We start from the raw sequence: 26,336 nt of genomic DNA, 5'->3' as shown, positions 1-26,336 counted from the left end.
TCAATGCCAACTTACACCAGACCCGAACGCGATGCGATCTTCCGCTCGGACCCTCTTGCCTTCGCTATGAAGGCGTTTTCTAAATCGTTTCCGAGTAAGACGTATTCGCAGGAATGGTTTCACGAATTGATCGCCCTTAAATTGATGACGAGCTTAGAGCACGCAACGAGACAGATCATCAACGCGCCGCCCCGCTCACTGAAATCATTTATCGTTTCGGCGGCGTGGCCCGCCTTCAGGCTAGGCCAAGATCCCACTCACAAGTTCATATGCGTCAGCTATTCCCAAGTTTTGGCGAACGAACACTCGGCCAACTGCCGACGAATTATGGAATCGTCCTGGTACCGTAACCTATTTCCGACGCGCCTCGCGAAGAGCACCGAAGATCAGCTCGTAACAATGGAGGGCGGTTCTCGCCTTGCAATGTCCGTGGGCGGCACGCTCACCGGATTTGGCGCCGACACAATCATCGTTGATGACCCGTTGAATGCAAATGGCGCGGCGTCCGATGGGCTGCGCCAGAGCTGCAACGAGTGGTTCGATCGCTCGCTGGTGTCGCGCCTGGACGACAAGGCTAAAGGTAGCATCATCGTTCTGATGCAGCGCCTGCACCTGCAAGACCTAACCGGTCACCTCATCGAAAGGGACGGCTGGGATCATCTGGCGCTGCCGGCGATTGCGCCAGAGATCAGGACGATCCAACTGAAAAACAGATCCTACGTTTGGGCCGAAGGACAGCCTCTGCAGAAACGCGAATCCCTCAAGACCCTGGACGACACCAGGAGCCAGGTGGGGTCAGCGGTGTTCCAAACACAATATCTTCAAGACCCCGCGCCCGATGAAGGTAACGACCTCAAACGCGAATGGCTTCGATCGTACGACATCCTTCCGAGCCGTCAGCCTGGGGACGAAATCGTGCTCTCCTGTGACACGGCCGCGAAGGCAGGGGCGAACAGCAACTACTCGACCTGCTTGGCATTTCTGGTCCGCAACCGGAACCAATATTATCTAATCGATCTTTGGCGAGGAAAGGTGGAGTTCCCCGCGCTTTGCCAAATCATGCTGGAGCAGTGGTCCAAACATAGGCCTGGTGCCGTGCTCATCGAGGATACCGCCATGGGATCTCCGTTGATCCACGAGCTCGACCGGCGCGGATTGCAGGGCTTGCTGGGGATCAAGCCGACCCAAGACAAGCGCTCGCGCATGAGCGGCGAGACCGCAAAGCTGCAGGCGGGCTCCCTCGTCGTGCCCCGAACGGCGCCCTGGCTGGATGATTTCCTCTTGGAATATGTCTCGTTTCCGTTCGGCAAGACCGATGACATGATGGACGCGTTATCTCAATTTCTGACCTGGCGCACGCAAGCTGAGCAACGCACCACCTTTGAGGCAGACTGGGGCAATGCGCCGAATGGATCGAGCGGATCGCAGGCCAGGCTCGGGGCACCTTCCGCAACCGAGATCCTTGGTTGGTTGAGATAGCACGCGCGGCTTGGCCGATGTCATCCGCACCAAGACCAGGGAGCTCGATTCGTAAGCACATCGTTCGCCGCACGGGCCAAGGCGCAGGCCGACCCCCGAGAGGGCCTGACAGCCAGCCATTATCGCCTCGCCTTCACTCCGTGCGGAGCCACGCACCTGCGCTATGCCTCGCTGGCCAGGGGATTTGAGATCGTACGTAAATGCCTGACCAAGCATGAGATCGCTGCGGTTCAGGCCACCACGATCGAGCCCGAGACAGACGGGTAGACATGTGGGCGAGTTTTTCTCCAGAACGAGGCCAAGTGCGCTTTCGCAATCTTACCCTCGCGACTTCAGCGACCGAAACGCGCGCTTCTGCGCGGCCAGCAGGCTATGCTCGTAGGGATCAAGCCCGGCGAGCCGCAGCGCGAGGTCTATGAGCGGGCCATCCCCTAGAGCGCCAACATCGTCTGGGACCAGTCGCACGCGCCAGAGGTCGCACTTCGCGCGCGCAATGCCGGGTGCCGTTTCTGATCCGATCTCACGTTCGGGGCTGGAGCTAATTGCCATCAACTTCGCAAGCTTCGGCTCATCCCGTTTGCAGCGAGATTCTTGCCTACTCCAACAGCCGGCACGACGATCAAGTCGATAGTCTCAGCCAAATCGTACTGGTCATCGGACCGCTGGTCTGATCCAGTGCCGGAGTGGGAAAAACCAAAGAGGGTTTTTCACAGGCGCTCGTCATCGTGGCCTGCGATCCTGCGCCGAGCTGGATGCCTCAAGGCTGCCGGTTTCGATGGTGACTATCGGCAAAGTCGTCTTCGCCGGAGCCGCGATCGTGTTGGATGATTAGGGGTGACAGATGCGTGTCGGAGTCGCGGCCAAGATACGTCGACTACGACATCAGAAACCCGCATTCGCCGCTTAGACAAAACATTAAGCAGGGGAGCAGCAGAAAAATATGGTTCAGAATGCAACTGGTGCAACGCCGTTTCCGCTCGGCGTCTTTGTCGGTAACCCAAACTACTATGATCCGAGTGAGGGGGCGAGTTTCGAAATAAACTTCAACGCCTTTTCGGACCTAATGAAAACTAGGCCACAATTTCTCGACCAATATGGCGATCAGCGCCTGCCCATCTCGGGTTGGGTTGGTCAGGCGAGCTGGAATGCGGCCTCAATGGCACAATCGCCTGTGCTTAACAGTGTTACCCCGGTAATCGGGTTGCCGATGACCTCGACGGCGTCAGGCTCGGGAACTCCCGATCAGTTCTACAAGGATTTCGCGGCCGGAAAATATGATTTCGTTCTGAAAGGCATGGTGAAGGCCTGGGCCGACAATGGCTTCACGACACAGATCTGGCGGCCCGGCTGGGAGATGAATATTGACACCATGCCGTCCTATGCCGGCAACGACGCCGCGACACGGGGCGATTGGGTCAAGGCCTTCCAGCACATCTCCACAGTCTTGCACGCCGCCGGCAAGGCCGAGGGCGTGAACGTCCAAGTGGCGTGGAATCCGACCGTGGTCAACTACAGCCACGCCGGCAATGTCATCCAGACTGCTTACCCTGGGAACCAGTATGTCGATATCATCGCCGCCGACGTCTATGGCGATGTCTTTCCCTACGGCTCGCCGACACACCTCTATGACTGGGACAAGAGCGGGCAAGTCCTCAACTCGTCCCACCCGGTGTACGATTCGAGCGTTCAGCAATGGGCGTCGGATCCAGTCAACCTTCAACATTACTACACCTACCCGGCCGCCAACCAATGGTCGCTCGATGGCAGCGTGGGCCATGCGACCACGCTTCAGCAGTTGATCGATTTCGCCAAATCGACGGGCAAGCCGTTCGCGATTGCCGAAACCGGTGCGGGCAACACGCATGATGGCGCGCGTCTCACCGACAATCCGACATTCGTGAAGTGGCTGGCGGACACGCTGCATCAATCGGGGGCCCGCGTCAGCTTTGTGAACATCTGGGATTCGAACTCCGGTGGACAATATCGTTTCACCAGTTCTGCCGACCGCAAGCCGCTAGAGGCCGCGGCGTGGGCGAAGTATTTCGGCGACCCGCCCACATCCACGCCGGCGCCCACATCCCAGGCCACATCCGCACCGGTGACTACCGATTCGTGGCACGCACCGGTCGTTGCCGTCGCGAACACTCTTCCGGCGGCCACGCCGATTCCAACGTTACCGCCGCAGACTAGTGTGGCCGATCCTTCGACCGGCGCAGGTCGAGACCATGAATGGCGGAGCCAGTTTGGCGACTCGATCGCCAATAGTGGGATGCCTACGCTTAGGCCCCACACAAGCATGGAGCTGGCAGGCCAGAGTTCAGCTTTGTTGAGCCAGATCGGGAAGCTGATCGCCGACAGAGGCGGTTCGAACGCCGTACCAGCACCGATCACCGCGGCAGATGCCTCACATGCAGATGGCTCGACCGCAGCGCTCCTGGCAAGCCAGGGCTTTGCGCTCCTGAACCAGCATCTGGCTGGTAACACTGGTCGCGTCGATCCCGGTCAGATCGTGTCAGTTGGGTCGAATAGCGCCACTTGGGCACAGGATTCAATTCTGACCAGACCGCAGCATTGATCCACTGCCGCACCCAGACACCCCATGTGCGATCAGCTGAGTGCGGCAGCAACGTCCAGAACCGTCAGCGCTAGGTGATCTCGACAGTTTGTCGAGTTGATGAAGACCGACAGCATCACCGAGACGGTCGCGGCGCGCTGCCGTCATGACCGTCATCAGCCGGAAATTCCCGAATGAAGCCCAGTCTGGTTTCTCTGCTTCACCCGCCCTCGCGTCGGAAGGATCGAAGCGCCCGCTTCTGTTTCCCGGGGGCGGCTCGCTCATAACGCTCAAGCCCTGCAAGGCGCCGCACGCGGGCCGAGACGGGGCACCACCCGCGAGGTGCGTCACGGATTCCTGCGCGATCTGACACCCCAGGCAAGTCCCAATCGCTGCAACCACATTCGCTCCCCCCTGGAGACGTCCGGTGCCGCGCCGTGCGCAAAGCGTTTCGACTGGACCTGGGCTTTGCCGTGCCACCGGACTGCGCTTGCCGTTGCTGCGATTGGCTTCGATTTGTCGAATTGACGCCGTGGCCGAGGTCCTCGGCTATCGCTCGTCGCGGCGCCTGGAAAGCTCGCTCCAACGTCCTGAAACATTAAGGTTTTTCGGGGCGAAACGAGCAATAATCTTGCCGCAGAAAGGACTGGCATTCCCACCCAAAAGGAGCGCTACTGAGTCGACCGGGCCTTGGCTGTTGGCCCCGGTCTCTCTCCTCGCAGGTGCGGGGCTTTTGGTGGTGCGGCGGCAAGCCGCGTTGCCAAGCCAAGGAGATACCCATGACCACGATTTCAGCCCATGGCGCCGGGGCGCCCCCTCCCATCCTCACCTTCAACCCCCACGACCGCCGCGCCTTTATCGGCGGCTCGGACGCGCGCGTCATCATGGGCGATGACCAGGACGAGCTCATTCGCCTGTGGCGCGAAAAACGCGGCGAGCTCGCCCCGCAAGATTTTGCGCACAACCTGATCGTGCAGCTCGGCACCGTCACCGAAGACCTCAACCGGACCTGGTACCAGCACTGCACCGGACAGGCCATCACCGACATTCAGAAGCGGGTTCGGCATCCCGTCCATCGCTGGATGGCGGCAACCCTCGATGGTGTCGTCGAACTGACCGGTGCGGTCTTCGAGGCCAAGTTCATGCTGCCCTGGGCCTTTACCGAGGAAGCCGCGGCCGAGAAGCATATGGCGCAGCTACAGCACAACATGTGGGTAATCGCGGCGCGCGCGGCGGTGCTGTCGATTATCACCGGTGGCGGCAAATGGGTCGAGATCACCGTGCATGCCGATCCGCTGTATCAGCACTTGCTGCTCACGGCAGAAAAGAAATTCTGGCGCTGCGTGCAAAACGGCGAGCCGCCGGTCCTGTTCGGGATCGAGCCACCGCGCCCACGATTGGCCGCCGTCAAGGTTGTCGACATGACCTCGTCCAATCTATGGGCTGACTGCGCAGCGACCTACTTGCGCACCCGCGTGGCCCATGGCGAGCACGAACTCGTCAAGGCCGAGCTCAAAAAGCTGATGCCCGAGGACGCCAAGGAAGCGATCGGCCACGGCCTTCGCGCCAAACGCGCGAAATCCGGCGCGATCAGCTTTGGTCCGATTGAGATGGAGAGCGTCCATGCACCAAGCCAGTGAGCGTATCGGCGCCCTCGCGGCCGCATTGGCCCGCGCGCAGGCCGAACTGACCAACCCGGAGAAGACCCAGACCGCGATGATCCGCTCGCCGTTTCTGCGCGATGACGATCGGACCTTCCGCTATGCCTCACTGGCCGCGGGCCTCGATATCGTGCGCAAGACGTTAAGCCAGCAGGAGATCGCCACCATCCAGACCACCCGGATCGAGGCGGCCACCAGCATCGTTCACCTCACCACCTTGCTGGCCCATGCCTCCGGAGAATGGATCTCCTCAGACTGGCCGGTCTGCGCCGCCAAGGACGTCGAGGCGCCGCACCGCATGGGGGCGGCGCTGACCTATGCCCGCCGCTATGCCTTGTTCGCCCTGGTCGGGATTGCCGGCGAGGACGATCTCGACGCGCCGGATATGGTCGCCGGTCCGCCGAACACGGAGCCACAAGCGCCGCTGAATACCAAACCCAAGCCCGGCAAGGGCGTTCTCAACCGAGCGCCAGTGCTGAAGCCGCCGCAATCCGCTGAGCTTCGGGAGCAGCTGTTGCGCCAGCTCGCAGCCCTTGATACCAGCAACGATCTACTGGTTTGGGCCAAGGCCAGCCTCCCGCTCAAGAACACCCTTCTGGAGCCAGATGCCCGGATCGTCGAGGCCGTCTATCAGACCAAGCTCGAGGATGCTGCCGGTCCTGCGGCCCATCTGGCCGATCAAGCACCCACCTTGGACCAACCGCAAGGCGTGTCGCCAGAACCGCTTCCGCTAGCAGCCGAGGGCCCCGAGGCCGCGCTGCAGCCCTCTCTGCCAGCCGCACCCGAGGCGGGGCTCGCCCATCCCAAGGAGCCGCCCCGCAAGCGCAGCAAGGCTCATCTGTTGTTTGTCCGCGAACAGCCCTGCCTCGTCTGCCAGCGAACCCCGTGCGATGCCCACCATCTGAAATTCGCTCAACCCAGGGCCCTCGGCCGCAAGGTCAGCGACGAGTTCACGGTCCCACTGTGCCGCACTCATCACCACGAGCTTCACCGGCAAGGCAACGAGCGCGCTTGGTGGGCCAATCTGCAGATCTCGCCCCTGCCCATCGCGCAGGAGCTGTGGACGGCAAGTCCCGTCCACGATCCAACCAACGCCGGTATCGCCAGCGCGGCACTGCCCACACGCCCTAGTTCGGAGGCCTCACCGTGATGAACAGGCCATTCCCTACCTCGCGCCAGCTCACCGCAACCGCGCTGCTGGTCGACTTTGAGGCATTAGCACCGCCGCCTTTGCTGCCGCCGGGCGCGAGCCTCAAGCAATACAAGGTGCGGCGACCTTTGCCGACCTCGCCCCGCGATCGGCGATCGAAAGGCTGCTCACCATCGACGTCGCCGAACTGTCTCGGGAAATTCAGCGCTACCGCGTGTTGCGCCACAAGCTTCTTGAGACCTATCGCCAAAAGGCGATTGAGAGGCCCTACGGCGCACCGACATGGTCGGGATCGACCCGAGTACCACTCGCTGCAAAATACTCTCAGCTGGCGGATTGATCCAGTTGCACGAGTGAAATCGACGCGCGCCCTGCTGCCTATGGCTTCTATCAACACGCCATCACCACCGAAGTCTACGTCAAGGCGCGCGAGATCTTGGTCCTGTTCGAAGGCCTGCTCGGTGCCGCACAAACCAAGCGCGCCGCTCCGGCAGCGCTGCGGACATCGACGTCGCGCTGCAGCCAACTCTGTCGCTGAACTTTCCTAGGAGATCGAGCGATACGGATTGTTGCGCCACAGGGCTTTTGAAACCTGTCGCTGCAACCGAAATCGATGCCCGCCTTGCGGCCTATGGCTTCGATGCGCATCGCTGAAGTCTATGTGCAGGCACGCGAGATCTTCGTCTCGTTCGAGAGCTCAATCCACACAATCAAACGGATTGTTGCTTTGTCCGGGACATCGGGAATTACGGCCTCGCGGGTGGACCGATGCGTGCCCGGCGCTGAGATCAGATCTCTGTCGCGACCAACGACAGCAATGCCCACGCGATCTATACACCTCGGCAAATACCGCGACGGATAGTCTGGCATGCAAGCGCCCCTCACGAGCGAAGATAGTCGTCTTCAATCCGGATGATGTCATCTTCCCCGAGATAGCTGCCAGTCTGGACCTCGATCAGTTCCAGCATGATCTTGCCGGGATTCTCCATCCGGTGCACCGCGCCCATCGGGATGTAGATCGACTCGTTCTCGTGCACCGTCTTGACGGTCTCGTTGACAGTGACGCGGGCGGCACCACGAACCACGATCCAGTGCTCGGCGCGATGATGGTGCTTCTGCAGCGACAGCCGCCCTCCCGGCTTGACCACGATGCGCTTGACCTGGTGGCGCACCCCGTTATCGATCGACTGATAGCTGCCCCACGGGCGATGCACCTTGAGATGCTCCTCGGTGACCTTCGGCGCGACCGTCTTGAGCTTGGTCACCAGGCGCTTCAGGCCGTTGGCATCCTTCTGGCGCGAGACGAGGACCGCGTCCACAGTCGCCACCACGACCAGATCGTCGACGCCTTCGAGCGCGACCAGCGCCTGGTCGGTGGTGACGTTGCAGTTGCGCGAGTCTTCGAACACAGCGGTGCCGTGCGCGGCATTGCCTTGCGCATCCTTCTCCGACAATTCCCACACCGCACGCCAGGAGCCGACATCGGACCAGCCGCAGGACACCGGAACGACTGCGGCGCGCGAGGTCTTTTCCATCACCGCATAGTCGATCGAGATCGCATTGGCGGAAGCGAACGCCTTCGGCTCCAGCGTGACGAAGCCGAGATCGCGGCCGGCGTTAGCGACCGCGTTGGAAACTGCCTCCACGCTCGCCGCGTCGACCTTGCGATATTCATCGAGCAGCAGGGCTGCAGGAAACATGAAGTTACCGCTGTTCCAGAGATAGCCTGAATTGACGTAGTCGGCCGCCTTCATTGCGTCCGGCTTCTCAACGAATTTCGCGACCGCGCGCACCTCGCCCGCGACCGCTTCACCGGGGTTGATGTAACCATATTCGGTCGCCGGCCGTTCCGGCTTGACGCCGAAGGTGACGATGCGCCCTTCGCCCGCGGCGACCAGCCCCTGCCGGCACGCCGCGACAAACGCAGCGTCGTTGGGCACGACGTGATCGGCCGCTAGCGCCAGCACGATCGCATCGTTGTCGCGGTTCTGCGCAAAAGCTGCGCCGGCCGCAATCGCAGGCCCGGAGTCACGCCGCATCGGCTCCAGCAACACATCGGCCTCGATGCCGATCTCTGCGAGTTGCTCCAGCACCATGAAGCGATAGGACGCATTGGTGATGACGATCGGACGATCGAACAGCCCACCGGAGACGCGGCGCAGCGTGTCCTGGAAGGTGGAGCGCGTTCCGAATAGCGGCAGGAACTGCTTCGGTCGCACCTCGCGCGAAGCTGGCCACAATCGCGTCCCCGCGCCGCCGCACATGATCAGGGGAATAATGGGCATTTCCATAGTCAACTCAACTGTCGAAATTGCAAAGCATGCTGCTGTAACAGGTGCTTCTCAAAAGTCGAAGGCTTTTAAACAAAACCTAGAGTAACCATACTTTGATCTTGATCGCTGCCCATTTTCAAAGCAATCAAGTGAGAGTCGTAGGCCGAAACAAAGCCACCACTTGCTCAGTCGGTATGGCTAACGGCGCTCACCACCAGAGAGACATTTGGTCGCGAAACGGTGATTTGAATGGTGGATGTGCCCGCGTCGTGGCGATTCTTTCCGACCACAACCAGGGTGAATTTGTCCGTCCCGGAGAAATCAGGCTTGGCGAAATAGCGGAACCCGGGCCCGACCATGACAAGCTCGCCGCTCTTGGGCTTTTCTACAACCGAGACATTGTAGATTTGCATCGTAGACCAGCGCAGGCCCTGAATACAATCCGCCCCGGCGGCGATCGTCATCGACCATTCCATAGTGTCGCCCGCAAGCTTGTATGCCTTATTATCGCGCAAGCAATTAGGCGTTGCTTTGGTTTCAGACGCTGACGCGAGCAACATCAGCATCGCAGCGATAGATGTGCTAAATGAAAGTCGTGACATGGTTCGCCCCCGCACGTGAGGCGCCACTATGGACGATGCCGCTAAACGATAAGTAAGGGAGCAAGGGTCGGCTTGCCCGTTGGTGAATCTCGCATTAAGGGGTGGCGGATCGCCGTCCGGAAGCGCCCGGAATTTAGCTCTGCCACAAGCTACGATCTTAGACTTCCAGCATCGACATTCTAGGAAAGCACCGAACGCCAAGACAAGCCCAGGCGCTAATTCGCCGTGTTTGACACGCAGCTTGGCACCTTCGCAGCGCCGCTTCAATCAGTTCGCAGCTTTGACATACAAGGCACATAACAATTGGCTATGGCCCAACCGAGGTGACCGGGTGACACTGGAGCGGCGTCGCTTGAACTTTTTTCCGGTTGGTGGCGTGAAACTTGCTGTCGCTGAATTTGACGGATTGCCAACATCCGATTGGAGTGCGCTGTGCTCGGTCTCTTGATACTGTTTGTGGTGGCCGCATTGTTTTTCGGAGCGGGCTATGCCACGCGTGCAGCAGTCTCGCGAAAGCGGCACACTGAGTACCTCAAGTATGAGCCCTATCTCGGCGCTCCGCGAATCACGCGGCCACCAGCTTTTCTCATCCGCGGCAACACACTCTCTGCCTCTGAGCCCTCAAACAATTCCGACGATCGCTCGTCCCGGGGGGACGGTGGTCAGCCTCCACACAGTGCGCGATTCAAGCCACAAACAATGCGCTAGACTGAGGAGCTCGGCCACACGACCGGTCGCAACCATTTGCGTGGCTCTTGCATGGATAAAAAATGTGCAGATTGGGTTAGATTTGGGATTGAAGATCGTCGAAGCCTGCGTAGCTTGTGGTTGAGCGAATCGAAATCTTAGCGCTCCTTAAGAGCGACGTGCAATGCCTTCCAGATCAATGCTCCACCGCTTGGCGTTAGGGCTAGGCACCTTGGCGCTCCGCTTGACATACGGTAGTCCGGGGGTCGGTGGCCGCGCGAGCTTCCGAAGACTACAAAGATTTCTGCCGCTGGTCGTACTGGCCGCTGTTGCAGGCGGCGCGGCCGTCTTGCTGGTTTTGCGTTTCGTTGATCCAGATTGATGTTTCAGGTGATCGCGGTTATCCGGGCGAGAGTCCGTCTCTCAAAAATCCTTTTGGGCAGTACCGCAGGTATCGTGCCCACCTAACTCGTCGTTGCGCGACGACATTTTCTGACTTAAATATCCTAGTGTCACTGTGCTTCCTGCTCATTGCGATTCCTGACGGCCCATTGGCTCCGATATCACGTCGGAGCACACCCATTTGACCAGAAATGTGTCAGATTCCGCATCAGCGCGTAGTCCTCAAGTTGACCGATACTCCTCCGCTGCGGAATGGCAACATGAATTCCCTGAAACTGATTTGGCTCCTAGGGGGGATAGGCCTCGCTGTGACTCTCGACCTGACGGGTCAGTATGCGGTTGCAGCCCCAAGTGCCGAGACGGCTAGGAAATGTATGCGCTATTCCTATCTTGTGTATCCATACAAGCGGCCGGGATCAGTCCGCGGAAGCGATGATCGTCAAGCATATTTCAGGGCATGCATGGCGAAGGATGGTGACGTCCCGGAGCCGCCACCGCAAAAGGGGTGAGCGCCGCGTTTTCCCAGGGCCAATGAACAGCTTCCAACGGATACCCTACTTCGGGTTGCTATCGTCGACCTTGCCCTCGTTCGCAACGCACTTGTTAAAAAAGGTTTGCTGATCGCGGCCGCTTCCCTTTGTGCTTCCAGCTGCGGGGTTGCCGGGTTCGCGGGGCGGAAACTGCTTGGCCATGAGTGCACTGCACTTTCGAGCCACCTCGGCAGTAACGGCTGATGCTGGAGTTCCAGGCGGAGCGAGGACAAGGTAAGCCCAGCCCAGCAGGACGATTTTGCGTCTTGGTACGAAGATCACCGAATTTCTCCTTGCCGAGTGGGCGGCCGCTGCGAAGCCTGACATGCCCTCTTTGAAGCCACCCACCAATACTTTAGTTTCTTTTGAGATATTTTGAACACTGAAATAGGATTGCGGTCAGCTGACAATGGAGTGTCCAGATCGGCGAGAGTTCGCGGGAGCTGCAAGAGCGCGATGGAGAAGGTGCCAATCAGGTCTCTAACGAGGTTCAATTCGCGCTCGTGATCGCTCGCATGATCGAAACGGTGAAGTCCGATCCCGAGCTTATGCGCCGTGCGGTCTACGATTTGGCGCCAAATCAGGAACAACTTGTCGATTCAAATCCGACTGATAGCCGACATGCCAAACGCGCGCTCGAAACCGCGATCCGCGGCGTTGAGGAATTCTCGCGGCAGCAGATCGGCCTACCCGCGGCATCCCCGGTACCGCAGCGATCGGCTTTGCCGAGTTACCTGTTGCCACGAAACGGCGGTTCCGTCCCATCAGAATTAAAGGCGGGGCCGATCCATCGGAAATCGGAGCCGATCGGCGGCCCTTTTGCGCGGTTATGTCATGGACCGCCTTAGTCCTGCAGGTCGTTGGCACCGCCACAACCGCCGTGCTGCAACGCGAACGCCTGATGACGTGGGGACAGTTCCTTCGGGGGGAACGGTGGCTCCCAAGACAGCAGGAGCGTCCCTCGCCTCCATCGATGCGGCGTTGAGGCGGCCTCAGCCTCCCTCCTCTCCGCGGCCGACCGACTACGGCGTCTATGCGCTCGGGGACAACGCCTTGACCGAACTCCAGCTGTTGCCTGGCCGAGCGCCGGATGTCAGGGTCGCAATCTCCGCCGCGTTCAGACTTCCTGGCAAAGTGACACTGCCGAACGGACGCCCTAAGTTCATTGTCTTTCGGCGGGATGCCGCTGCCAACGTAATCGCCAGGATTGCCCGCGAATTTTCGGCCGAGTCGGCGGGCAAGCGGCTGGACGACCGTGAAGCTTGGGTCATCAGAAACGTCTCTTACCCATACCGGGCGTCTCCCCTGCCAGACAATCCAGAGATGTACAAGCTGCACAACGAAGACCCCGCATTGCATCTTCCGCCCGACCACTATGCCCTGATCCTCAAGAATCAGTCCTATTACTTCAGCCGTCGAGGCGACATTGTAGTTCCCAGGCAGTGCATCGAGCGGGTCGTCACCACCAACGGCACCTTTTATTCAGCCTGTAAGAAACCGTGACCTCTTGCCCAACGATGGTTAGAACCTAGCTCCAATTGTGGCGTTGGATCGATACGGCCCCGTATGGAGGCTTCTATGAGTGGCGCAAAACTGTTGCTAACCTCTGCTCTGATTTCGCTTCTGACCGTTCCAGCATTTGCTCAAGGCACGCAGCAAAATGCGAATGGCCGCCAGCAGGGTTATACATCCCAAAGTTACGCGCGGGGTTCGCGTTCTCCCGTAGCGACTCAACCCAGCAATAATCCATTTCAGAATCCCATCGGGCAAGGCGTGCCTCCGGCTGCCTCAGCCAACCCTGCTCTCAACAGCAATCGGACGTTTGCGCCTCGCTAGGATTTGTGAACGGCCTAGCGTCGCGAACGACCACAATTTACTGCAAGACGACGTCTACCTCAATCGACGAGGTTCCGCCGATATGCAGCGAGGTTCCTTTGATCGCAATTTCGAAATGGTCGACCCCTTGTGCGGCCGGGTCCGAAAAATAGCGGAATGACGGGCCTTGCAGGACAAGGCGGCCTGATTTCGGCGGGTCTACAACCGCGAGCGCGTCAATCATGATTGTTGACCAGCGCAGTCCCTGAATACATTCAGCGCCGGGCTTGATTTTGATCAACCACCGAACGGTGTCCGATTGCAACTTGAAGGGTTGCGGATGCAGGATGCAGGTGCCCCCGGCTGACACTGGCACCGGATAGCAAGCAAGAATTTGAACAAACAACACAGCGATTATAAGATTTCGCATAAGCTTCTGGCCCCAACGTCCTGCTTGCTTACAGGCAACGGCAACCGAATCGCTCTTTGTGAGCACCAAACTAATTTAACCGCTTGGTAGCCGTGAAACCACGCTTGCCATAACTGCTTCGATCCCCTACGCGCTCGCCAGCGTCTCCGTTGGCCGCCATCTCGACGCCGGCGCCATGCGCGGACGACCAAGCTATTATAGCCCAAGAGCAATCATCGCTTAAGCGTGCAACAGAAAAAGATCGGCCGGTGAGGCGTGGGACAAGACGAAATGTGCGCTCTCCATGCCGTGCTGAACGTTGCTGTCAACGATGAGGTCGTGCAGTATCGGCGCGAGCACCTGCGAGTGAGGCACAGGTCCGTCCCCTAAGGGGATCGCGGCAGATGTGGATCCGGGCTGCGAGGTGGCAGCGGAGAAGTTGAACCCGTCGGCTGGCGGATCGATGACGAGGGTGCCGCCGTTTGCGTCGCTCGAAAGATTGAATGTTGAATGGGTGTAGTCGCCGACCAGCGTGAGGTGCGCGACGTGGTTCTGCGCGTCCGAAACGCTCAACACCCCACCCGATGCGTTGCCCGCGTACGAGGCTTTCGTTCCCGCCCCGAACGAGATGTCCTTGAGATCGAGAATGTCCGAGGCAGACGGGTCTCCGTTGCCGGAGAGACCGCTGATGGTACCGGTGAATTGCGTGGAATGATCGAGAATGAGGATACCGGTGATGCCTTTGAACGTGACCGATCCAGAAGCCGCTCCAGCCAGTTCGAGCACAGCTCCCGGTTCGAGCATCACCGGTTGGCTCATATTGGGCAATGTCAGCGCGATCTTTCCGGAGATGTCGAGCACGGTCGAAGACGTATTGATCGGCCCATCGCCGTTGAGATCCTGATGAAACACCGTCTCGACCGATTTCAAGGATGCGCTCGTCGCCGACACATTGCTAAACAAGTTCGAAGTGAAGTTGCCGTTGCTGTCGGTGGTCCACACCGTGTATAGTCCTGTCGAGGTGTTCTTCCAGGCAACATCATAGCCGTTCGAGGTCGCCTCAGCGCCAAGAGGCACCCAGCCGCTGAACTGTCCGGCCACGTACGCCACGCCACCATATTTCAAGGTGGGTCCACTTCCTCCGAGGAAATAATTGCTGCCAACCTGCAGCAGGCTGGTTGCGCCCGAGGCCTCAATGGTCGTCGTGTGCAAGCCGATCACCCCGTCGCCGTTAAGGTCCTGCTGAAACACCGTCTCGACCGATGCAAGAGACGCGTTCGTCCCCGACACGTTGCTGAGCAGGTTCGAGGCGAAGTTGCCGTTGCTGTCGGTGGTCCACACCGTGTACAGCCCGGTCGAGGTGTTCTTCCAAGCAACGTCATAACCACTCGATGTCGCCTCCGCACCAAGCGGCACCCAACCGCTGAACTGTCCGGCCACGTACGCCACGCCACCGTACTTCAAGGTCGGGCCGGCTCCGCCGGCGATCGGATTGAGCAAGAAATTGCCGCCAAGCTGAACCAGGCTGGTGGAGCCGACCGCCTCGATTGTCTTGTTGGGAATACCAATCACGCCGTCGCGGTTGAGATCCTGATTGAATAAAGTCTCGATCGACTCAAAAGACGCGCTCGTTCCGGACACCTTGCTGAGGAGATTGGACGTGAAATTGCCGTTGCTGTCGGTATTCCACACCGTGTACAGGCCGGTCATCGAATTCTTCCAGGCAACCTCAAAGCCGGTCGATGTCGCCTCCGCACCAATCGGCGCCCAGCCGCTGAACTGTCCGGCCACGTACGCTGTGCCACCGAATTTCAGCAGCACATCTGTACCGGCATTAGACAGATAGAAGTTGTTTCCAGCGCTTATCAGACTGGTCGTTCCAGCTGCCTCGATCAATGTCCCAACGAGCGGGTCAAACGCAGCTGAAAGGCCGCTCGAATTGCCAGCTGCATCTGTTGCGGTCGCCGTGAATACATGCGCCCCCTGCGCAAGAGATCCGGTCGTGATACTCCATACACCATTAGACGCCGTCACCGCGGTGCCCAGCAGGCTGCTTCCTTCATACAACTTGATCGTACTACCCGCTTCCGCCGTTCCAGCAACACCTATCGTGCTAGATGAGCCGATTGTGTCCGAGACGATCTTCGGAGCATTGGGCGCGACGGTATCGACCGCGACGCTCAAGGCGCCAGACGTCGCGCTGACATTGCCGGCCGCGTCCACCGCCTGGCCGGTGAAGACATGGGTGCCATCGACCAGCGTGCCGGTCGCAAACGACCAGTTGCCACTGGCATCGACCGTGGCGGTGCCGACCTGGGTCGCTCCATCGAACACCAGGACCTTGCTGCCGGCCTCCGCCGTCCCAGCCAGCGTCAGCTGATTGGCCTTCGTGATGCCATCGCCCGCAACGTTACTGTCAGGCGAGAACGTCGCAATGCTTGGTGCAGCCGGCGCGGTTGTATCCGTGATCGCGCCTGCCGAGGAAGATGAACCTGACTCCGCACTGCCGGCGCCGATCTGAATGACAAGTGGATGATCTGTGAGGGAAACGTGAATCTGCGAGACGTTGGTATAGGTCGCGATCGGGCTAGTCCCAACCAGAGGGTCGTAGACGTAGACAACCCCGTACGATTTGCCGAGATTGAGCATTACGTCGCTGGTCGGTGACGCGACCTCTTTCTGCTTAGTCGGGTCCCAGATAACATGCTCATCCCACAGCACCAGATCAAATGCTCCATTGTGCTGCTGCAGCAGCAACTGGTTGGCGCTGGACGGCATGTTGTCTAAGCTATAGGCGAGGCTACCGGGCGTGAATGGTTGCGACGCATTCGGGTCGCTCAGAATTGTCGTAAGGTTGTGTATTGCGGTTGCGACGAGCTTCGGACTGCCATCGTTGTTAAACAGACCGAAATGAGCTTCCTTGTTCGTATAGTTCGGGTCAGATGCCTCATCGAAGAGTTCATAAAGGAACGTCTGCGCGACGCCCGCTTTGAACGCGTCCATCAGCGTGTCAAGCGTGTACTTCGCTTGGACGGTCTGATCGACTCCGCTCATGGAATCGCTCGTCATCGTGTCGTAGCCCGTTTCGGTGAAGATGACGGGCAATCCGGCTGCGTCCGATTGCGCAATCTTTATGTCATTCAGCAAAACCTGGTTCGGCGTCGTCCCGGACCAGACGTAGGCGTGAATATTGGCGTAGTCGGCCGACGACGAGAGATTTCCCACTTGGCTATAGTTGGCGCCATTCGGCTGAGATAGCGTGAGGTTGTAAACCGGCACGTTCGCGATTTTTGCATCGGCCTGGACCGCAGCATACAGTGCCTGCTGGAACGCGGCCGCGCTCGATAAGGACGAACTGCCGTTGTAGGTGAAGGCCTGGATGTCCACCTCATTCGGACCCTCAATCGCGAACAAGCCGCTAGGGTGGGCCACGACGAATGCATCAAGCTGCTTGATGAAGGTCGAAAGGTTAGTGCCGGGCGGTGTGAAAAAGTCAAACTTGATCCCGTCAGTTGCCAGTTGTGAATAGGCTGCCTGAGCGTGCGCCGTCGAGAACATGCTGCCATCGCGGACAGTGTCCACTCCGAGATACGCGAGCGAACTCTCGACCAAGCAAATATTCTCGTAAACCGTCCAGTTACCAAGGTGAGTATTTACACCTACGGACTGCACGAGCTTGGAGGCGTCGATTGCTGTCACATTTGAAATGGCGGTCGTCATAAAATGGCCCTGCAACGACGACCAGGATGACCGGTCGTATTAGTCACAGCGTACGCGACAGGCATTGCAATCAATTAAATGGGCTTTTGTCGTTTTTATCTGTGAAAGAAGATCAAGGTCGATCTGGTAGCGATAATGATGCCTTAATCTCTGAGAAAGTGCAGTTGCAACAAGGGCTAAAGCTTAGCGGCATGTTGCGAGCGAGGCGAGGCCAGCTGCTTCCCGTGCAACTACGGATAATCAATTTTTCGGTCGAAGCGGCCAGCTCCGCACCTCGCTGATGCGACCGGAGATCCTGACCGGAGCAGGACGACGCAGCCTGTAGCGCAGCACAGTATTTACCGATACTCCGTGCACGTTGTGCGGACAACCGTAGTCTCAGTCCGTCAGTGCAAATCGATGAATGCTGCGTAGGAAGGTTTTCGAGACTTATCGAATCTCACGAGTCCATAATAGCAATCGGGGTCAGTCTTACCTTTTGAACACCAATCTCTGAAGTTGTACCAAAAAACTGGTCCGAGACCTGGCCTGCGCGAGGCAAGTCCGAAGGCGGACTTGAGAAGCTGGACCTGAGCCGTCTCGGAAATAACTGTGTTTGCTTCTCCGTCTGTCGGAGCGCCATACTCGGTCACCCAGATGAGCTTGTCCTGATCGTGGTACTTGTCCATGATCCCTCGCAAACCATCCGAGCTTTCCATTTGCTGCCACGAATTTCCGTCCGGCCGATCCGGAGGACTCGGAGACGTATATGGATGGTTGCTGACCGCATCGAAGAACGGACGCGCTCCGTTCCTGTACAGCGCATCCAGGAATTCTGCAGCGCGCATGGTAGTGCCGGTGTTGTTTGGCTGCGCCAAGCCGCCCGATATGATGGTCGCTCCGCTGTCGACCCTCTTGATGGCTTCGTAGGCCACCTTTAAGAGCGCAACATATTGCGGGGGCGATGGAGCGGGCTCCCAGCTGCTGCCAAGATTCGGCTCATTCCATATCTCCCAATGCCGGACACCGGCAGATGCGTATCTCGTCGCAAGGTACGCCGCGAATCGGCCGAAAGCAGTTGGGTCTGCCGGAGGAAATGCCGGCGGCTTCTGACCACCGTTCGCCCACGCCGGGCAGAAATAGATCAGGCCCAGGACGGAAATATTGAACTCGCGGGCGAGCGCGACAATCCTGTCGTGCTGCTGGATAATGTAGCTGTCGGGATTGTCGGGCTGGATTCGATTCCAGTCGAACTCCAGTCTTAGCCATTTAACACCGATATCCCTGAACTCCACAAATCGGGACCGGAGCTCCCACGATGGCATGAAAAGTAGGTCGCCGGCGTTTATCCCCTTCTGCGCAGGGGCGCACCAGCAAACCGAAGGAGGGCCGAGCGTCACCAGGAAAGCCAAAACCCTCGTCATGCGCTTCATCGATCGCAGGACTCGCGTGCAGATTCTGAAATTCATTGCCGCTTCCATCGAACATCCCATTGCTCTATGTCTACCATATACCCAATAGGTCGACTTTTTCGAACCCAATTAGACGACGAAGACCGGTCTGAAAGAAATGCGCGTAGTTCATATTATGGGCGACGGAAATCCCGGAGGAGGTCCGGTCGTCGTAGAGACATTGTGCGCCGGCATGGCAGCACGTGGCATCGAAACAACCGTCGTTACCCAGACTGGAAGTTATTTTTTCGAGCTCTCCAATGCAAAAGGGTGGAAGACATTTGGCTTCGACTTCAGCCGCCGAAAAAACGTGCTCAGGATATCGCGCGGGATTTCGGAGCTGCTCGAGCGCGAGACGCCTGACCTCGTTCACGCCCATGGCGCGAGGTCGGCGCTCCCAGTGTCGCTCCTGCCCCGGGCTAAGCGTCCTGCCTTTGCTTATACGGTTCATGGCTTCCACTTTGATCAGAAGGGTCCCGGCAGCAGGCAGTTCTTCAAGTTGGTGGAGAAACTGTGCATCGGCCGAGCGGACCAGATAATCGTGGTTGGCAGGGCGGACGAGGCTTTCGCTTATAGAGAAGGCCTGATCGACGATCCACGACGATGGAGCCAGGTCTACAACGGGGTAGAGCTGCCCCCGGGCTGCATCATCTCCCAGCGGCCCGAGTTTGACGTCGCCTTTGTTGGGCGCCTGCATCCCCAGAAGAACCCGCTCGTGCTGCCAGAGATTCTGGCGGCGATGAAGCGACCAAGCGCGAGAATGCTGATCGTCGGCGGCGGAGAGCTGGAGACGTCACTGCGCGAGAACTGCAGGAGCTTTGGGGTCGAATCTCAAGTCACCATGACCGGCACCAAGTCGCGGGCCGACGCGCTCGAGTTGATGTCCAGGGCGCGAATCTTCGTACTGCCCTCGCTGTGGGAGGGCGTCCCGGTTTCAGTCGTTGAGGCGATGAAGATGGGGTTGCCGGTCGTCGCATCAAGAATCGCCGGCAATCAAGAGCTCATACGCCACGGCGAAACCGGTCTTCTCGCCGACCCGCTTGCCCCCACAGAGTTCGCTGAGCACCTCTCGTCACTGCTTGACTATCCTCAATTGGCGCAATCACTCGCCACGCGCGCGGCGTCGTTTGCATCAACAACGTTCTCGATAGACAATCAGGTCACAGCGCATCTTCGCATCTACGAGAGCGCTATATCGCAAAGCCGCGCGCGCCGGCCGCGTTGAGAACGCCAGAAGCAAATTTGTTAGCCATTGCGCAACTGGTTAACCAGACTGGGGGCGAGATCCGGATTTTTCCAAAGATCAGCCAATGCCGCAGCGAGATCCAACCGGGGCGACCACCCAAAATCGGCTTTAATCCTGGCGATGCTCGCTTGCAGAAATGGCCGATCAACCGTGCGAGCACGCGATGCGTCGTGCTCGACCTCTATCGGAAGGCCTGTGAGCGATCGCAATTGATCCAAGATCATCGACACCGAATATTGCGTTCCGGTGCCCAGATTGATCAGTTTCGTTACACCCGTCGGAACCTCGCCGTACAGCGCGACCCGTCCAAATCCTTCGGCCGCGTCCTCGACATGGATGTAATCGCGTTGAGGCCAAATATTCCCCAATTTGATCTTCGTACTCCCCGACTTCAGCTGATAGATGATTTCGGGCAGGATATGCGGGCTGGTTTCTCCCGGCCCGACCACGTTGAAAAGCCTGACGACGGCACCGCACAACCCTCTCTGCTTGACGAAGTAGCGCACATAGTTTTCGGCATGCAACTTCGTCAGGCCGTAGACATCGGCGGGCTCCACCGAGCTCGACTCGTCGTGAGGCCCATCGCCTGGACGATAGACCGCACCACTGCTGGCAAAAACGAAGCGGGTGCCGACAGGACACGCGCGAAGCAGGTTCATCGTTCCGAGGACATTGACCTCCTCGGCCTGCGCCGGATCACGCTCGCATTCGGGGATAAAGTGTATTGCCGCGAGATGGATCAGGATTTCCGGGCGAAATCGTTCCATGACATTCGAGACCGCGCGCCAATCCCGAATGTCAACCTTCTCCAGCACAATTCTGGAACTACCACCCTCGCCGAAGCGGTTTCCGAACTTCAACGTGTCAATTACGCAAATGTCGTGCCGATCTTGCAACTTTCGAACGAGTTGTCGGCCGACAAAGCCGGCGCCGCCTACAATTAAGATCTTTCGCTTCATGCGACACGAGCTTCACTGAAACGGCCACGGGGAGACGGAGCCCGATCGACGAGACCCGGAACAACTAGCTCCTCAAATCTTTCCGCTATCAAGGTCCAGGCGAGCGTCTTCGCCGCTGAACGGCCCGTCGCGGAGTAGTGATCCCAGCGGGCAATCGCACCAAGCACGCCCTGAGCAAGGCAGTCCGGAGTCGGGAGCGTCACCAGCCCGCAATCATACGAGCTTACGACTTCCTTTGTCCCATTCATTTCAAAGTCGCATGTAACAACAGGCAAACCGCTGGCCATCGCCTCGGCGACAACTCTCGGAAATCCTTCCCGCAAACTGGAGATGACGAGAGCCTCAGACCTCGACAACAGCTCGATCTTGTCGGCGTCCGAGACCAAACCAGGCAAGATAATATCAGATGCGTGCCGGGAAATTCGAGCGCGCTCTCTGATCTCGTCAAGAGCAGGCCCATCTCCGGCAAGGGTAAGCGAGCCGACGTACCCCCGATCCTTCAACAATTCAAAGGCATCGATCAACAATGGAATATTCTTGTGGGCCGCCATCCGGCCGAGATGGCAGATTCCTGAGCGTCGATTCCGCGGAAGCGAGCGATAGAGTTCGACATCAATCCCGCTTGGAAGCGTATGCACCGGTCTGGCGGTGTAGCGCTGGATCGAACGGCCGACCGCCTCACTCACCGCCACATTCTTGGCCACGAACCGCGGCAGGAGAGCTTGAATCGTTCTGTAGAACAGCCCGGTGCGAATTTCGCACCAGTGCATCACCGCTTTGGCGCGCTGCGATTTCGGAATCGTGACCGCATGCAGGAGCGGCCACTGATTCAAGAAGAGCACGTCGTAGCTTGTCACCTTGACGACCCGCCGAACGTGCAGCGCATATTTAATGATCGTCGGCCAAGCCCGCTTCATCATTTTGAACCGCGGTGCATTGTAAGATGCATCCGTGGGGTATCGATAAATCGTGATCCCGTCCACATACTCCACGGGGGTCAACCCGGACGCGTGTCCGATGCAATGGATGTCGACGGTGTGTCCATTCTTGACGAATTGGCGCGAGAGCCCCTCAAAAAACAATTCCTGTCCGCCTACACTGGGCGCGAACAATTCAACGAAAATTCCAATTCGCACGCCGTACCGCCTTTCAATACACTCCAGACCGAAAAAAATTAGTTCCAATCGCGGAACGATCCGTTGCAAGCGTCACATGTAAGTCCAACATACGGCGAAATCGTCCAACTTGTGATTGTTTTTTATCATATCATGGCGATTCAGTGAATGGCGAAAATGTGTGCAATCTCATTCTTTGGGAAAAGCAACAACCGGCTTCCTGATGAGCGGCGGCGCGCTTGCGCCGAGAGCTCTCGACGCCGGCTGCATCGTTTGGGCGACGCCGCTAAAGGGCAAGCGACGGACCTTCCCGAACTTGGCTAGCTGCCCCAGTCTTCCCTCCCCTGTGAGCGGAGGTATAGGCGAATACGAACGTCACGACGGATGTTGGATCGAAGAAGCGGATCTCTGCCACGTTGAGAATCAGAAAGAAAATCAGGAACCATTCCGAGAAATTTTCGGGGCGACCGATGTAGGGTCGCTTAACGCCGGACGACGACTGCACCCTATGAAGAGGTTTTAGCACCGCGACGAGGGTGGTCAAAAGCCCCACCATCCCGATATCGAGAAGACATTGCAAATAGCCGTTGTGGGCACTCAATTCAAACTGCAGAGTCGTGTCCCAGAACAGTGATCCGGGCGAATTTGGCCCCAACCAGAATACGCCATACCCATATCCCAGCAAGGGCTTCGCCGCAGCCATCTCCAACGCGAACTGCCAGATATTGGTCCGCCCGGACAGGGTCACGTCCCGACCGATAAGGGAAGTAAATGCGTCAGGCGCCGCGATCAGGAACAGAACGGCCCCAACGCAGACCACCATGGTGAGCACGGCCAATTCGCGAGGTCGCAATCCTAATCGGGATCTCGCGTAGACCCAAGCCGTCACGAATCCAATAGCGATCAACGGCGTCGCGGAACTCGCCAGCAGCAGAGACAGAACGCAGGCTCCGGCGCCGCCAAGCTGCACAAGCCTGCGACGACCTGTTTCCCTTAGGCCTAACGAAAGAAATGCAAGATAACCAATGCCGGCAAATTGCCCCAGAATATTCTTGTGACTAAAGAGCCCGCGTAGTTGACCGTTGGTGTCCAGAGCCTTGTCGGGGGCGATGAACAACCATACATACGAACCAGCAAGCGCCACGATTACTGCAATCTGCACCAGTCTTGCAAAGCGGTATGAACTTAATCGACCGGCGACGTACGTACCCACAGAAGTCGTCCCGAATAGCCCAAGCGCCTTTCTGAGAGACGCCGCGGGATCTGACGACCAAGTGACGGATAAGAAGCAGATTGCAATCACAACTGCGATCGGCCAGCCTAGCCGTCTCAAATTCTCCTTCGGCCTGGCTCGTACCAGGAGATAGGCCGAACCGAGAAAGAACGGGGCGAGCAGAGCTTGCCGTATGACATCCCCGGCCTTGTCTATGTTGACAACATCGAGATAACCGGGTTCGTACACAGCCTGAAGGTCGGTCACGCCGGGCACGATATCTGCGGCGATCAAGAGATAGCAGATCAGGACCGAAGCAAGCAGCCCCTCGCCCAGACCAGCGCTCGCCATGAACGCGCGCGGTCCCGCGGTTTCGAAATCGACCATCGGCGGCTAGCTCGCTCTAGTGCATGCGGACCCGGTTCGCTCCCTTAACAAGGCATGCGCAAACTCATTCGGATCGCCGGTTACGATTGCATCGGCGAGCAGCTTGTTCGGCAGCCCGCGAACGCCGACGGGAGTGCTCACGATCCGCTTGCCGAACGACAGCGCCTCCAGCACCTTGATACTGACGCCGGTGCCGGCGCGAAGGGGCACCGCGGCAACGTGAATAGCGCGGTAGAATTTCGATACATCGTCCAAACGGTCCCAGACAGTGATATTTGCGACACCCTCGATGAGCGGTCCTACCTTGCTCGATATCCCTCCGGCAACCAGCACGCGAAACTCTGGCGCCGCTTTCCGGATGATCGGCAGTATCACGTCTCGCAAGTACAAGACTGCATCGAGATTCATCACGTCATTCGAGCCAATGAATCCGGCATCGAACGCTTGAGTCGTTGTCTCTCGAGACTGTTGAACGGGGGCCACATAGGAAAACGGCTTGTGAGAGAGCTTCGCTTTTGATCGGTTAATGGCTGAGTAATTGGCAAATTCATCCGCAGACTCCACGCGAACCAAATGGCACGCGTCGAATATTTCCGCTTCAGCCTGCCGCGAACCTGCAACGTCAATTCGCTCAAGATGATGCCGTATCCAGGCATTAGCATGATCGCGCAGGATCTCCGGCAAACTCAACACATCAAACAGTCTCTGATATGTCCTCCGGTAGGCGATCGCGCGGTTAACAAAATCATCGTGAGCACTCATCACGACGAGCGGTTTTCGGCCATTGGACAGTTGAGGTAGGACTCGACCGAGTAGTTGAACCGATTGCGGCTTGGCGAGGTAAATGGCGTCGGTCTGCCACTGGTTCAGTTTTCTAGCAACTCTACGCGAGTTTTCGACGCTGTTGGTGAACAGAAATGGGTGGGACGACAGAACATTGCCGGTCAGCGCCCGCTGCACCTCCCTCCAGACCTGCCCCACAGCCCCAAGCGGATGCCCTCCGCGATTCCAACCCGGCAATAGAAGAAAATCCGAGAAAAGCTCCTTATAGGCAGAGTTGACTTCGCTCGATCCTGCCAGCTTCGGGTCCCGGAAGAACGAAACGCAATAAACCTTCCAGCCTCGCTTTTTGTAGGCCTCGGCCACCGTGTAATATAGCCAACCGGACGCATTCTTGGACGGCAAGGGAAGGAAGAGCTCGTCAGTTACGAAGAGTATCGACCGCCTCGTCATTAATTGACCTCTCATGGCAATATGCTGGGCATTCGCCCCATAGATTCGATATCAGACTATGTGCCGGCGACGAGCAGTGGCACGAAAGGGACAGGTGGGATGATCCGCAACGCATTCATCAAGCGGGCGATAGGCGCGTTAACGCTGTTGTATTCCGGGACATTTCTTGCAGCCTTGTTCAACTTTATTGCGCAACTGACATTGGCCCGATCCATGGATCTGGAAGCTCTCGGCACGATTGCCGCCCTGTCGTCGGTCATAAACCTTTTAGCACTAATCGGCATGGGAGGAATGAACTGGTTTTTACTGCAAGTGGTTGGCAGGGAAAAGGAAGAGGCTTTTCGCTGGTACTTTCCTGCCGCGCAACTGGTGGCACTTCTCACCGGCCTTGGTATGGTCGCCCTCGTGGCGTATACGCTGACCATCGCAAAGTTTCCCCCTTCCGAGCGGTTACTGCTGCTGGTGGCCTCGGTTCCGATCCTGCTGGGACAATTGGCTGTAGAACTATCGTCACTTCGCTATCAAATCGAGCGGAGCGCAGGCCAAGTCGCCTTTTGGCAGGTCGTCACCCAACTCGGACGCGCGGTGGTCGCTCTTTGTCTCACGGCATTCGCCATCTTGAACCTGCGGGCGGTGCTCGTGGGATTTGGATTGATGGGAGCGATCGCGATCGTCTGGAGTCTGTTTGCGATTCCGGCGCGATCCTGGGATCGGCTTTTGAAGAGCTATCGGCACCCCCGCCCCTCGGTGCTGGAAACGGCCAGCTCGGCTGGCCCGTTTCTGTTGTTCGGCGCCATCTATCTCGTATTCTTCCAGGGACCGATTGTGATTCTGGAATACGTCCGGGGCGGGACCGAGACTGCTCAATACAATGTCGCCCTTCTCATCGTCTCTGCGGCGATGATGTTTCCGTCAGTCTTCTACTCCAAATTCATCGCTGAAAGGGTCTTTCACTGGGGTCATCATGACCGCACAAAATTCGCAGCCGCGTTCTATCTGTCCGCGGCGCTGATGGCTACGGTCGGCGTGTTCACAATGGCGATCCTCGTTGCCGCCGCTAGCTGGCTGATTCCCTGGTTGTTCGGATCGAGATACGTTGCGTCTGTCGACCTGCTGCTGGTGATGAGCATTGGAATTCCGACAAGGTTCCTACAGAGCGCCTACAGCTCGCTGCTCGTGACCGGACCGCAGACGAGACCGCGTGTCGTCTACCTTGGCCTCGCGGCGCTTACCTCGATCGTCGCGTCCTGCATTTTCGTTCCCGCTCTTGGCGCGTTGGGCGCCGCCTACGCGACCGTACTGGCGGAGCTCGTCCTCTTCCTCCTGTCCTGGCGCGGATTGTCGATCTACGTCCCCGAGATCAGACCTCTGGGTTGGCTCAGTCCAAAAACCATCCGGAAATCCCTATCTGTTTTGGGTAGCAACGCCGCGCACTGAACCGATAGAACCAGGCAGCGCCGTCCAGCCAACC

At 58.4% G+C, this 26,336-nt stretch carries 17 protein-coding genes; 8 read left to right on the top strand and 9 right to left on the bottom strand.

From position 1 onward, the window contains the following. Positions 1-3: 3 nt before the first annotated feature. The 4 genes from terL (at position 4) to I3J27_RS08005 (ending at position 6,844) form a co-directional block, all read left to right on the top strand. Complete coding sequence (gene terL, locus I3J27_RS08020) at positions 4-1,479, top strand: phage terminase large subunit (protein WP_270167477.1); 1,476 nt, start codon at positions 4-6, stop codon at positions 1,477-1,479. Between the two features lie 940 nt (positions 1,480-2,419). Beyond that, entirely contained in the window at positions 2,420-4,054 is a 1,635-nt protein-coding gene (locus I3J27_RS08015) for a glycoside hydrolase family 26 protein (protein ID WP_270167475.1), read from the top strand. A gap of 758 nt (positions 4,055-4,812) precedes the next feature. Next, positions 4,813-5,673 carry a YqaJ viral recombinase family protein gene (locus tag I3J27_RS08010; protein WP_270167473.1) on the top strand — a complete coding sequence of 287 codons (861 nt, stop codon included), beginning with the start codon at positions 4,813-4,815 and terminating at the stop codon, positions 5,671-5,673. Next, the gene (locus I3J27_RS08005; protein WP_270167471.1) at positions 5,657-6,844 is read left to right on the top strand and encodes an ERF family protein; all 1,188 of its coding nucleotides are present in this window, start codon (positions 5,657-5,659) and stop codon (positions 6,842-6,844) included. The genes I3J27_RS08010 and I3J27_RS08005 overlap by 17 nt, the downstream gene beginning before the upstream one ends. 881 nt (positions 6,845-7,725) lie before the next feature. Here the strand turns inward: I3J27_RS08005 and I3J27_RS08000 are convergent. Further along, entirely contained in the window at positions 7,726-9,135 is a 1,410-nt protein-coding gene (locus I3J27_RS08000; protein WP_270167466.1) for a mannose-1-phosphate guanylyltransferase/mannose-6-phosphate isomerase, read from the bottom strand. 167 nt (positions 9,136-9,302) lie between these two features. Continuing rightward, a complete protein-coding gene (locus I3J27_RS07995) occupies positions 9,303-9,581 on the bottom strand; it encodes a hypothetical protein (protein WP_270167464.1) in 279 nt (92 codons plus the stop codon). 2,272 nt (positions 9,582-11,853) lie between these two features. Here I3J27_RS07995 and I3J27_RS07990 point away from each other — a divergent pair. Continuing rightward, positions 11,854-12,186, top strand: a complete 333-nt coding sequence (locus tag I3J27_RS07990) for a hypothetical protein (RefSeq protein ID WP_270167463.1) — start codon at positions 11,854-11,856, stop codon at positions 12,184-12,186. 205 nt (positions 12,187-12,391) lie between these two features. Continuing rightward, positions 12,392-12,841, top strand: coding sequence for a hypothetical protein (locus tag I3J27_RS07985; RefSeq protein ID WP_270167461.1), 450 nt, complete (start codon positions 12,392-12,394; stop codon positions 12,839-12,841). A gap of 370 nt (positions 12,842-13,211) precedes the next feature. On the opposite strand, the gene I3J27_RS07980 is transcribed toward I3J27_RS07985, so the two are convergent. The 3 genes from I3J27_RS07980 to I3J27_RS07970 all read right to left on the bottom strand — a co-directional run bounded on the left by I3J27_RS07980 (position 13,212) and on the right by I3J27_RS07970 (position 18,730). Next, positions 13,212-13,454 carry a hypothetical protein gene (locus I3J27_RS07980; protein WP_270167459.1) on the bottom strand — a complete coding sequence of 81 codons (243 nt, stop codon included), beginning with the start codon at positions 13,452-13,454 and terminating at the stop codon, positions 13,212-13,214. Positions 13,455-13,802: 348 nt separating this feature from the next. Further along, the gene (locus I3J27_RS07975) at positions 13,803-17,282 is read right to left on the bottom strand and encodes an Ig-like domain-containing protein (protein WP_270167457.1); all 3,480 of its coding nucleotides are present in this window, start codon (positions 17,280-17,282) and stop codon (positions 13,803-13,805) included. Between the two features lie 386 nt (positions 17,283-17,668). Beyond that, positions 17,669-18,730: a cellulase family glycosylhydrolase gene (locus I3J27_RS07970; protein ID WP_270167455.1), complete on the bottom strand. Its 1,062-nt coding sequence runs from the start codon at positions 18,728-18,730 to the stop codon at positions 17,669-17,671. A gap of 175 nt (positions 18,731-18,905) precedes the next feature. On the opposite strand from I3J27_RS07970, the gene I3J27_RS07965 reads away from it, so the two are divergent. Then, positions 18,906-19,937 (top strand): glycosyltransferase family 4 protein, encoded by a 1,032-nt coding sequence (locus I3J27_RS07965; protein WP_270167453.1) that lies wholly within the window; start codon positions 18,906-18,908, stop codon positions 19,935-19,937. 20 nt (positions 19,938-19,957) lie between these two features. On the opposite strand, the gene I3J27_RS07960 is transcribed toward I3J27_RS07965, so the two are convergent. From I3J27_RS07960 to I3J27_RS07945, 4 genes are all read right to left on the bottom strand, one after another. Further along, positions 19,958-20,917, bottom strand: coding sequence for an NAD-dependent epimerase/dehydratase family protein (locus tag I3J27_RS07960; protein WP_270167451.1), 960 nt, complete (start codon positions 20,915-20,917; stop codon positions 19,958-19,960). After that, positions 20,914-22,101 carry a glycosyltransferase family 4 protein gene (locus tag I3J27_RS07955; protein ID WP_270167449.1) on the bottom strand — a complete coding sequence of 396 codons (1,188 nt, stop codon included), beginning with the start codon at positions 22,099-22,101 and terminating at the stop codon, positions 20,914-20,916. Before I3J27_RS07955 ends, I3J27_RS07960 begins: the two co-directional genes overlap by 4 nt. Before the next feature lie 217 nt (positions 22,102-22,318). Next, positions 22,319-23,632 (bottom strand): O-antigen ligase family protein, encoded by a 1,314-nt coding sequence (locus tag I3J27_RS07950; protein WP_270167447.1) that lies wholly within the window; start codon positions 23,630-23,632, stop codon positions 22,319-22,321. Positions 23,633-23,638: 6 nt separating this feature from the next. After that, positions 23,639-24,778: a glycosyltransferase family 4 protein gene (locus I3J27_RS07945; protein ID WP_270167445.1), complete on the bottom strand. Its 1,140-nt coding sequence runs from the start codon at positions 24,776-24,778 to the stop codon at positions 23,639-23,641. 186 nt (positions 24,779-24,964) lie between these two features. On the opposite strand from I3J27_RS07945, the gene I3J27_RS07940 reads away from it, so the two are divergent. Further along, positions 24,965-26,302, top strand: a complete 1,338-nt coding sequence (locus I3J27_RS07940; protein ID WP_270167443.1) for a lipopolysaccharide biosynthesis protein — start codon at positions 24,965-24,967, stop codon at positions 26,300-26,302. The last annotated feature ends 34 nt before the right edge of the window (positions 26,303-26,336 follow it).

Origin of the sequence: Bradyrhizobium xenonodulans, assembly GCF_027594865.1 — a bacterium.
GTDB lineage: Bacteria > Pseudomonadota > Alphaproteobacteria > Rhizobiales > Xanthobacteraceae > Bradyrhizobium > Bradyrhizobium xenonodulans.
Note: the sequence above shows the minus strand (reverse complement) of the source record. Positions and strands in the feature narration are given on the sequence as shown.

What these genes read in the sequence shown, in the direction of transcription:
- I3J27_RS07960 (WP_270167451.1), bottom strand. Translation starts at nt 20,917, where the DNA reads ATGAAGCGAAAGATCTTAATTGTAGGCGGCGCCGGCTTTGTCGGCCGA.
- terL (WP_270167477.1), top strand. Translation starts at nt 4, where the DNA reads ATGCCAACTTACACCAGACCCGAACGCGATGCGATCTTCCGCTCGGAC.
- I3J27_RS07965 (WP_270167453.1), top strand. Translation starts at nt 18,906, where the DNA reads ATGGCAGCACGTGGCATCGAAACAACCGTCGTTACCCAGACTGGAAGT.
- I3J27_RS08005 (WP_270167471.1), top strand. Translation starts at nt 5,657, where the DNA reads ATGCACCAAGCCAGTGAGCGTATCGGCGCCCTCGCGGCCGCATTGGCC.
- I3J27_RS08015 (WP_270167475.1), top strand. Translation starts at nt 2,420, where the DNA reads ATGGTTCAGAATGCAACTGGTGCAACGCCGTTTCCGCTCGGCGTCTTT.
- I3J27_RS07990 (WP_270167463.1), top strand. Translation starts at nt 11,854, where the DNA reads ATGATCGAAACGGTGAAGTCCGATCCCGAGCTTATGCGCCGTGCGGTC.
- I3J27_RS08010 (WP_270167473.1), top strand. Translation starts at nt 4,813, where the DNA reads ATGACCACGATTTCAGCCCATGGCGCCGGGGCGCCCCCTCCCATCCTC.
- I3J27_RS07995 (WP_270167464.1), bottom strand. Translation starts at nt 9,581, where the DNA reads ATGACGATCGCCGCCGGGGCGGATTGTATTCAGGGCCTGCGCTGGTCT.
- I3J27_RS07970 (WP_270167455.1), bottom strand. Translation starts at nt 18,730, where the DNA reads ATGAATTTCAGAATCTGCACGCGAGTCCTGCGATCGATGAAGCGCATG.
- I3J27_RS08000 (WP_270167466.1), bottom strand. Translation starts at nt 9,135, where the DNA reads ATGGAAATGCCCATTATTCCCCTGATCATGTGCGGCGGCGCGGGGACG.
- I3J27_RS07975 (WP_270167457.1), bottom strand. Translation starts at nt 17,282, where the DNA reads ATGACGACCGCCATTTCAAATGTGACAGCAATCGACGCCTCCAAGCTC.
- I3J27_RS07950 (WP_270167447.1), bottom strand. Translation starts at nt 23,632, where the DNA reads ATGGTCGATTTCGAAACCGCGGGACCGCGCGCGTTCATGGCGAGCGCT.
- I3J27_RS07940 (WP_270167443.1), top strand. Translation starts at nt 24,965, where the DNA reads ATGATCCGCAACGCATTCATCAAGCGGGCGATAGGCGCGTTAACGCTG.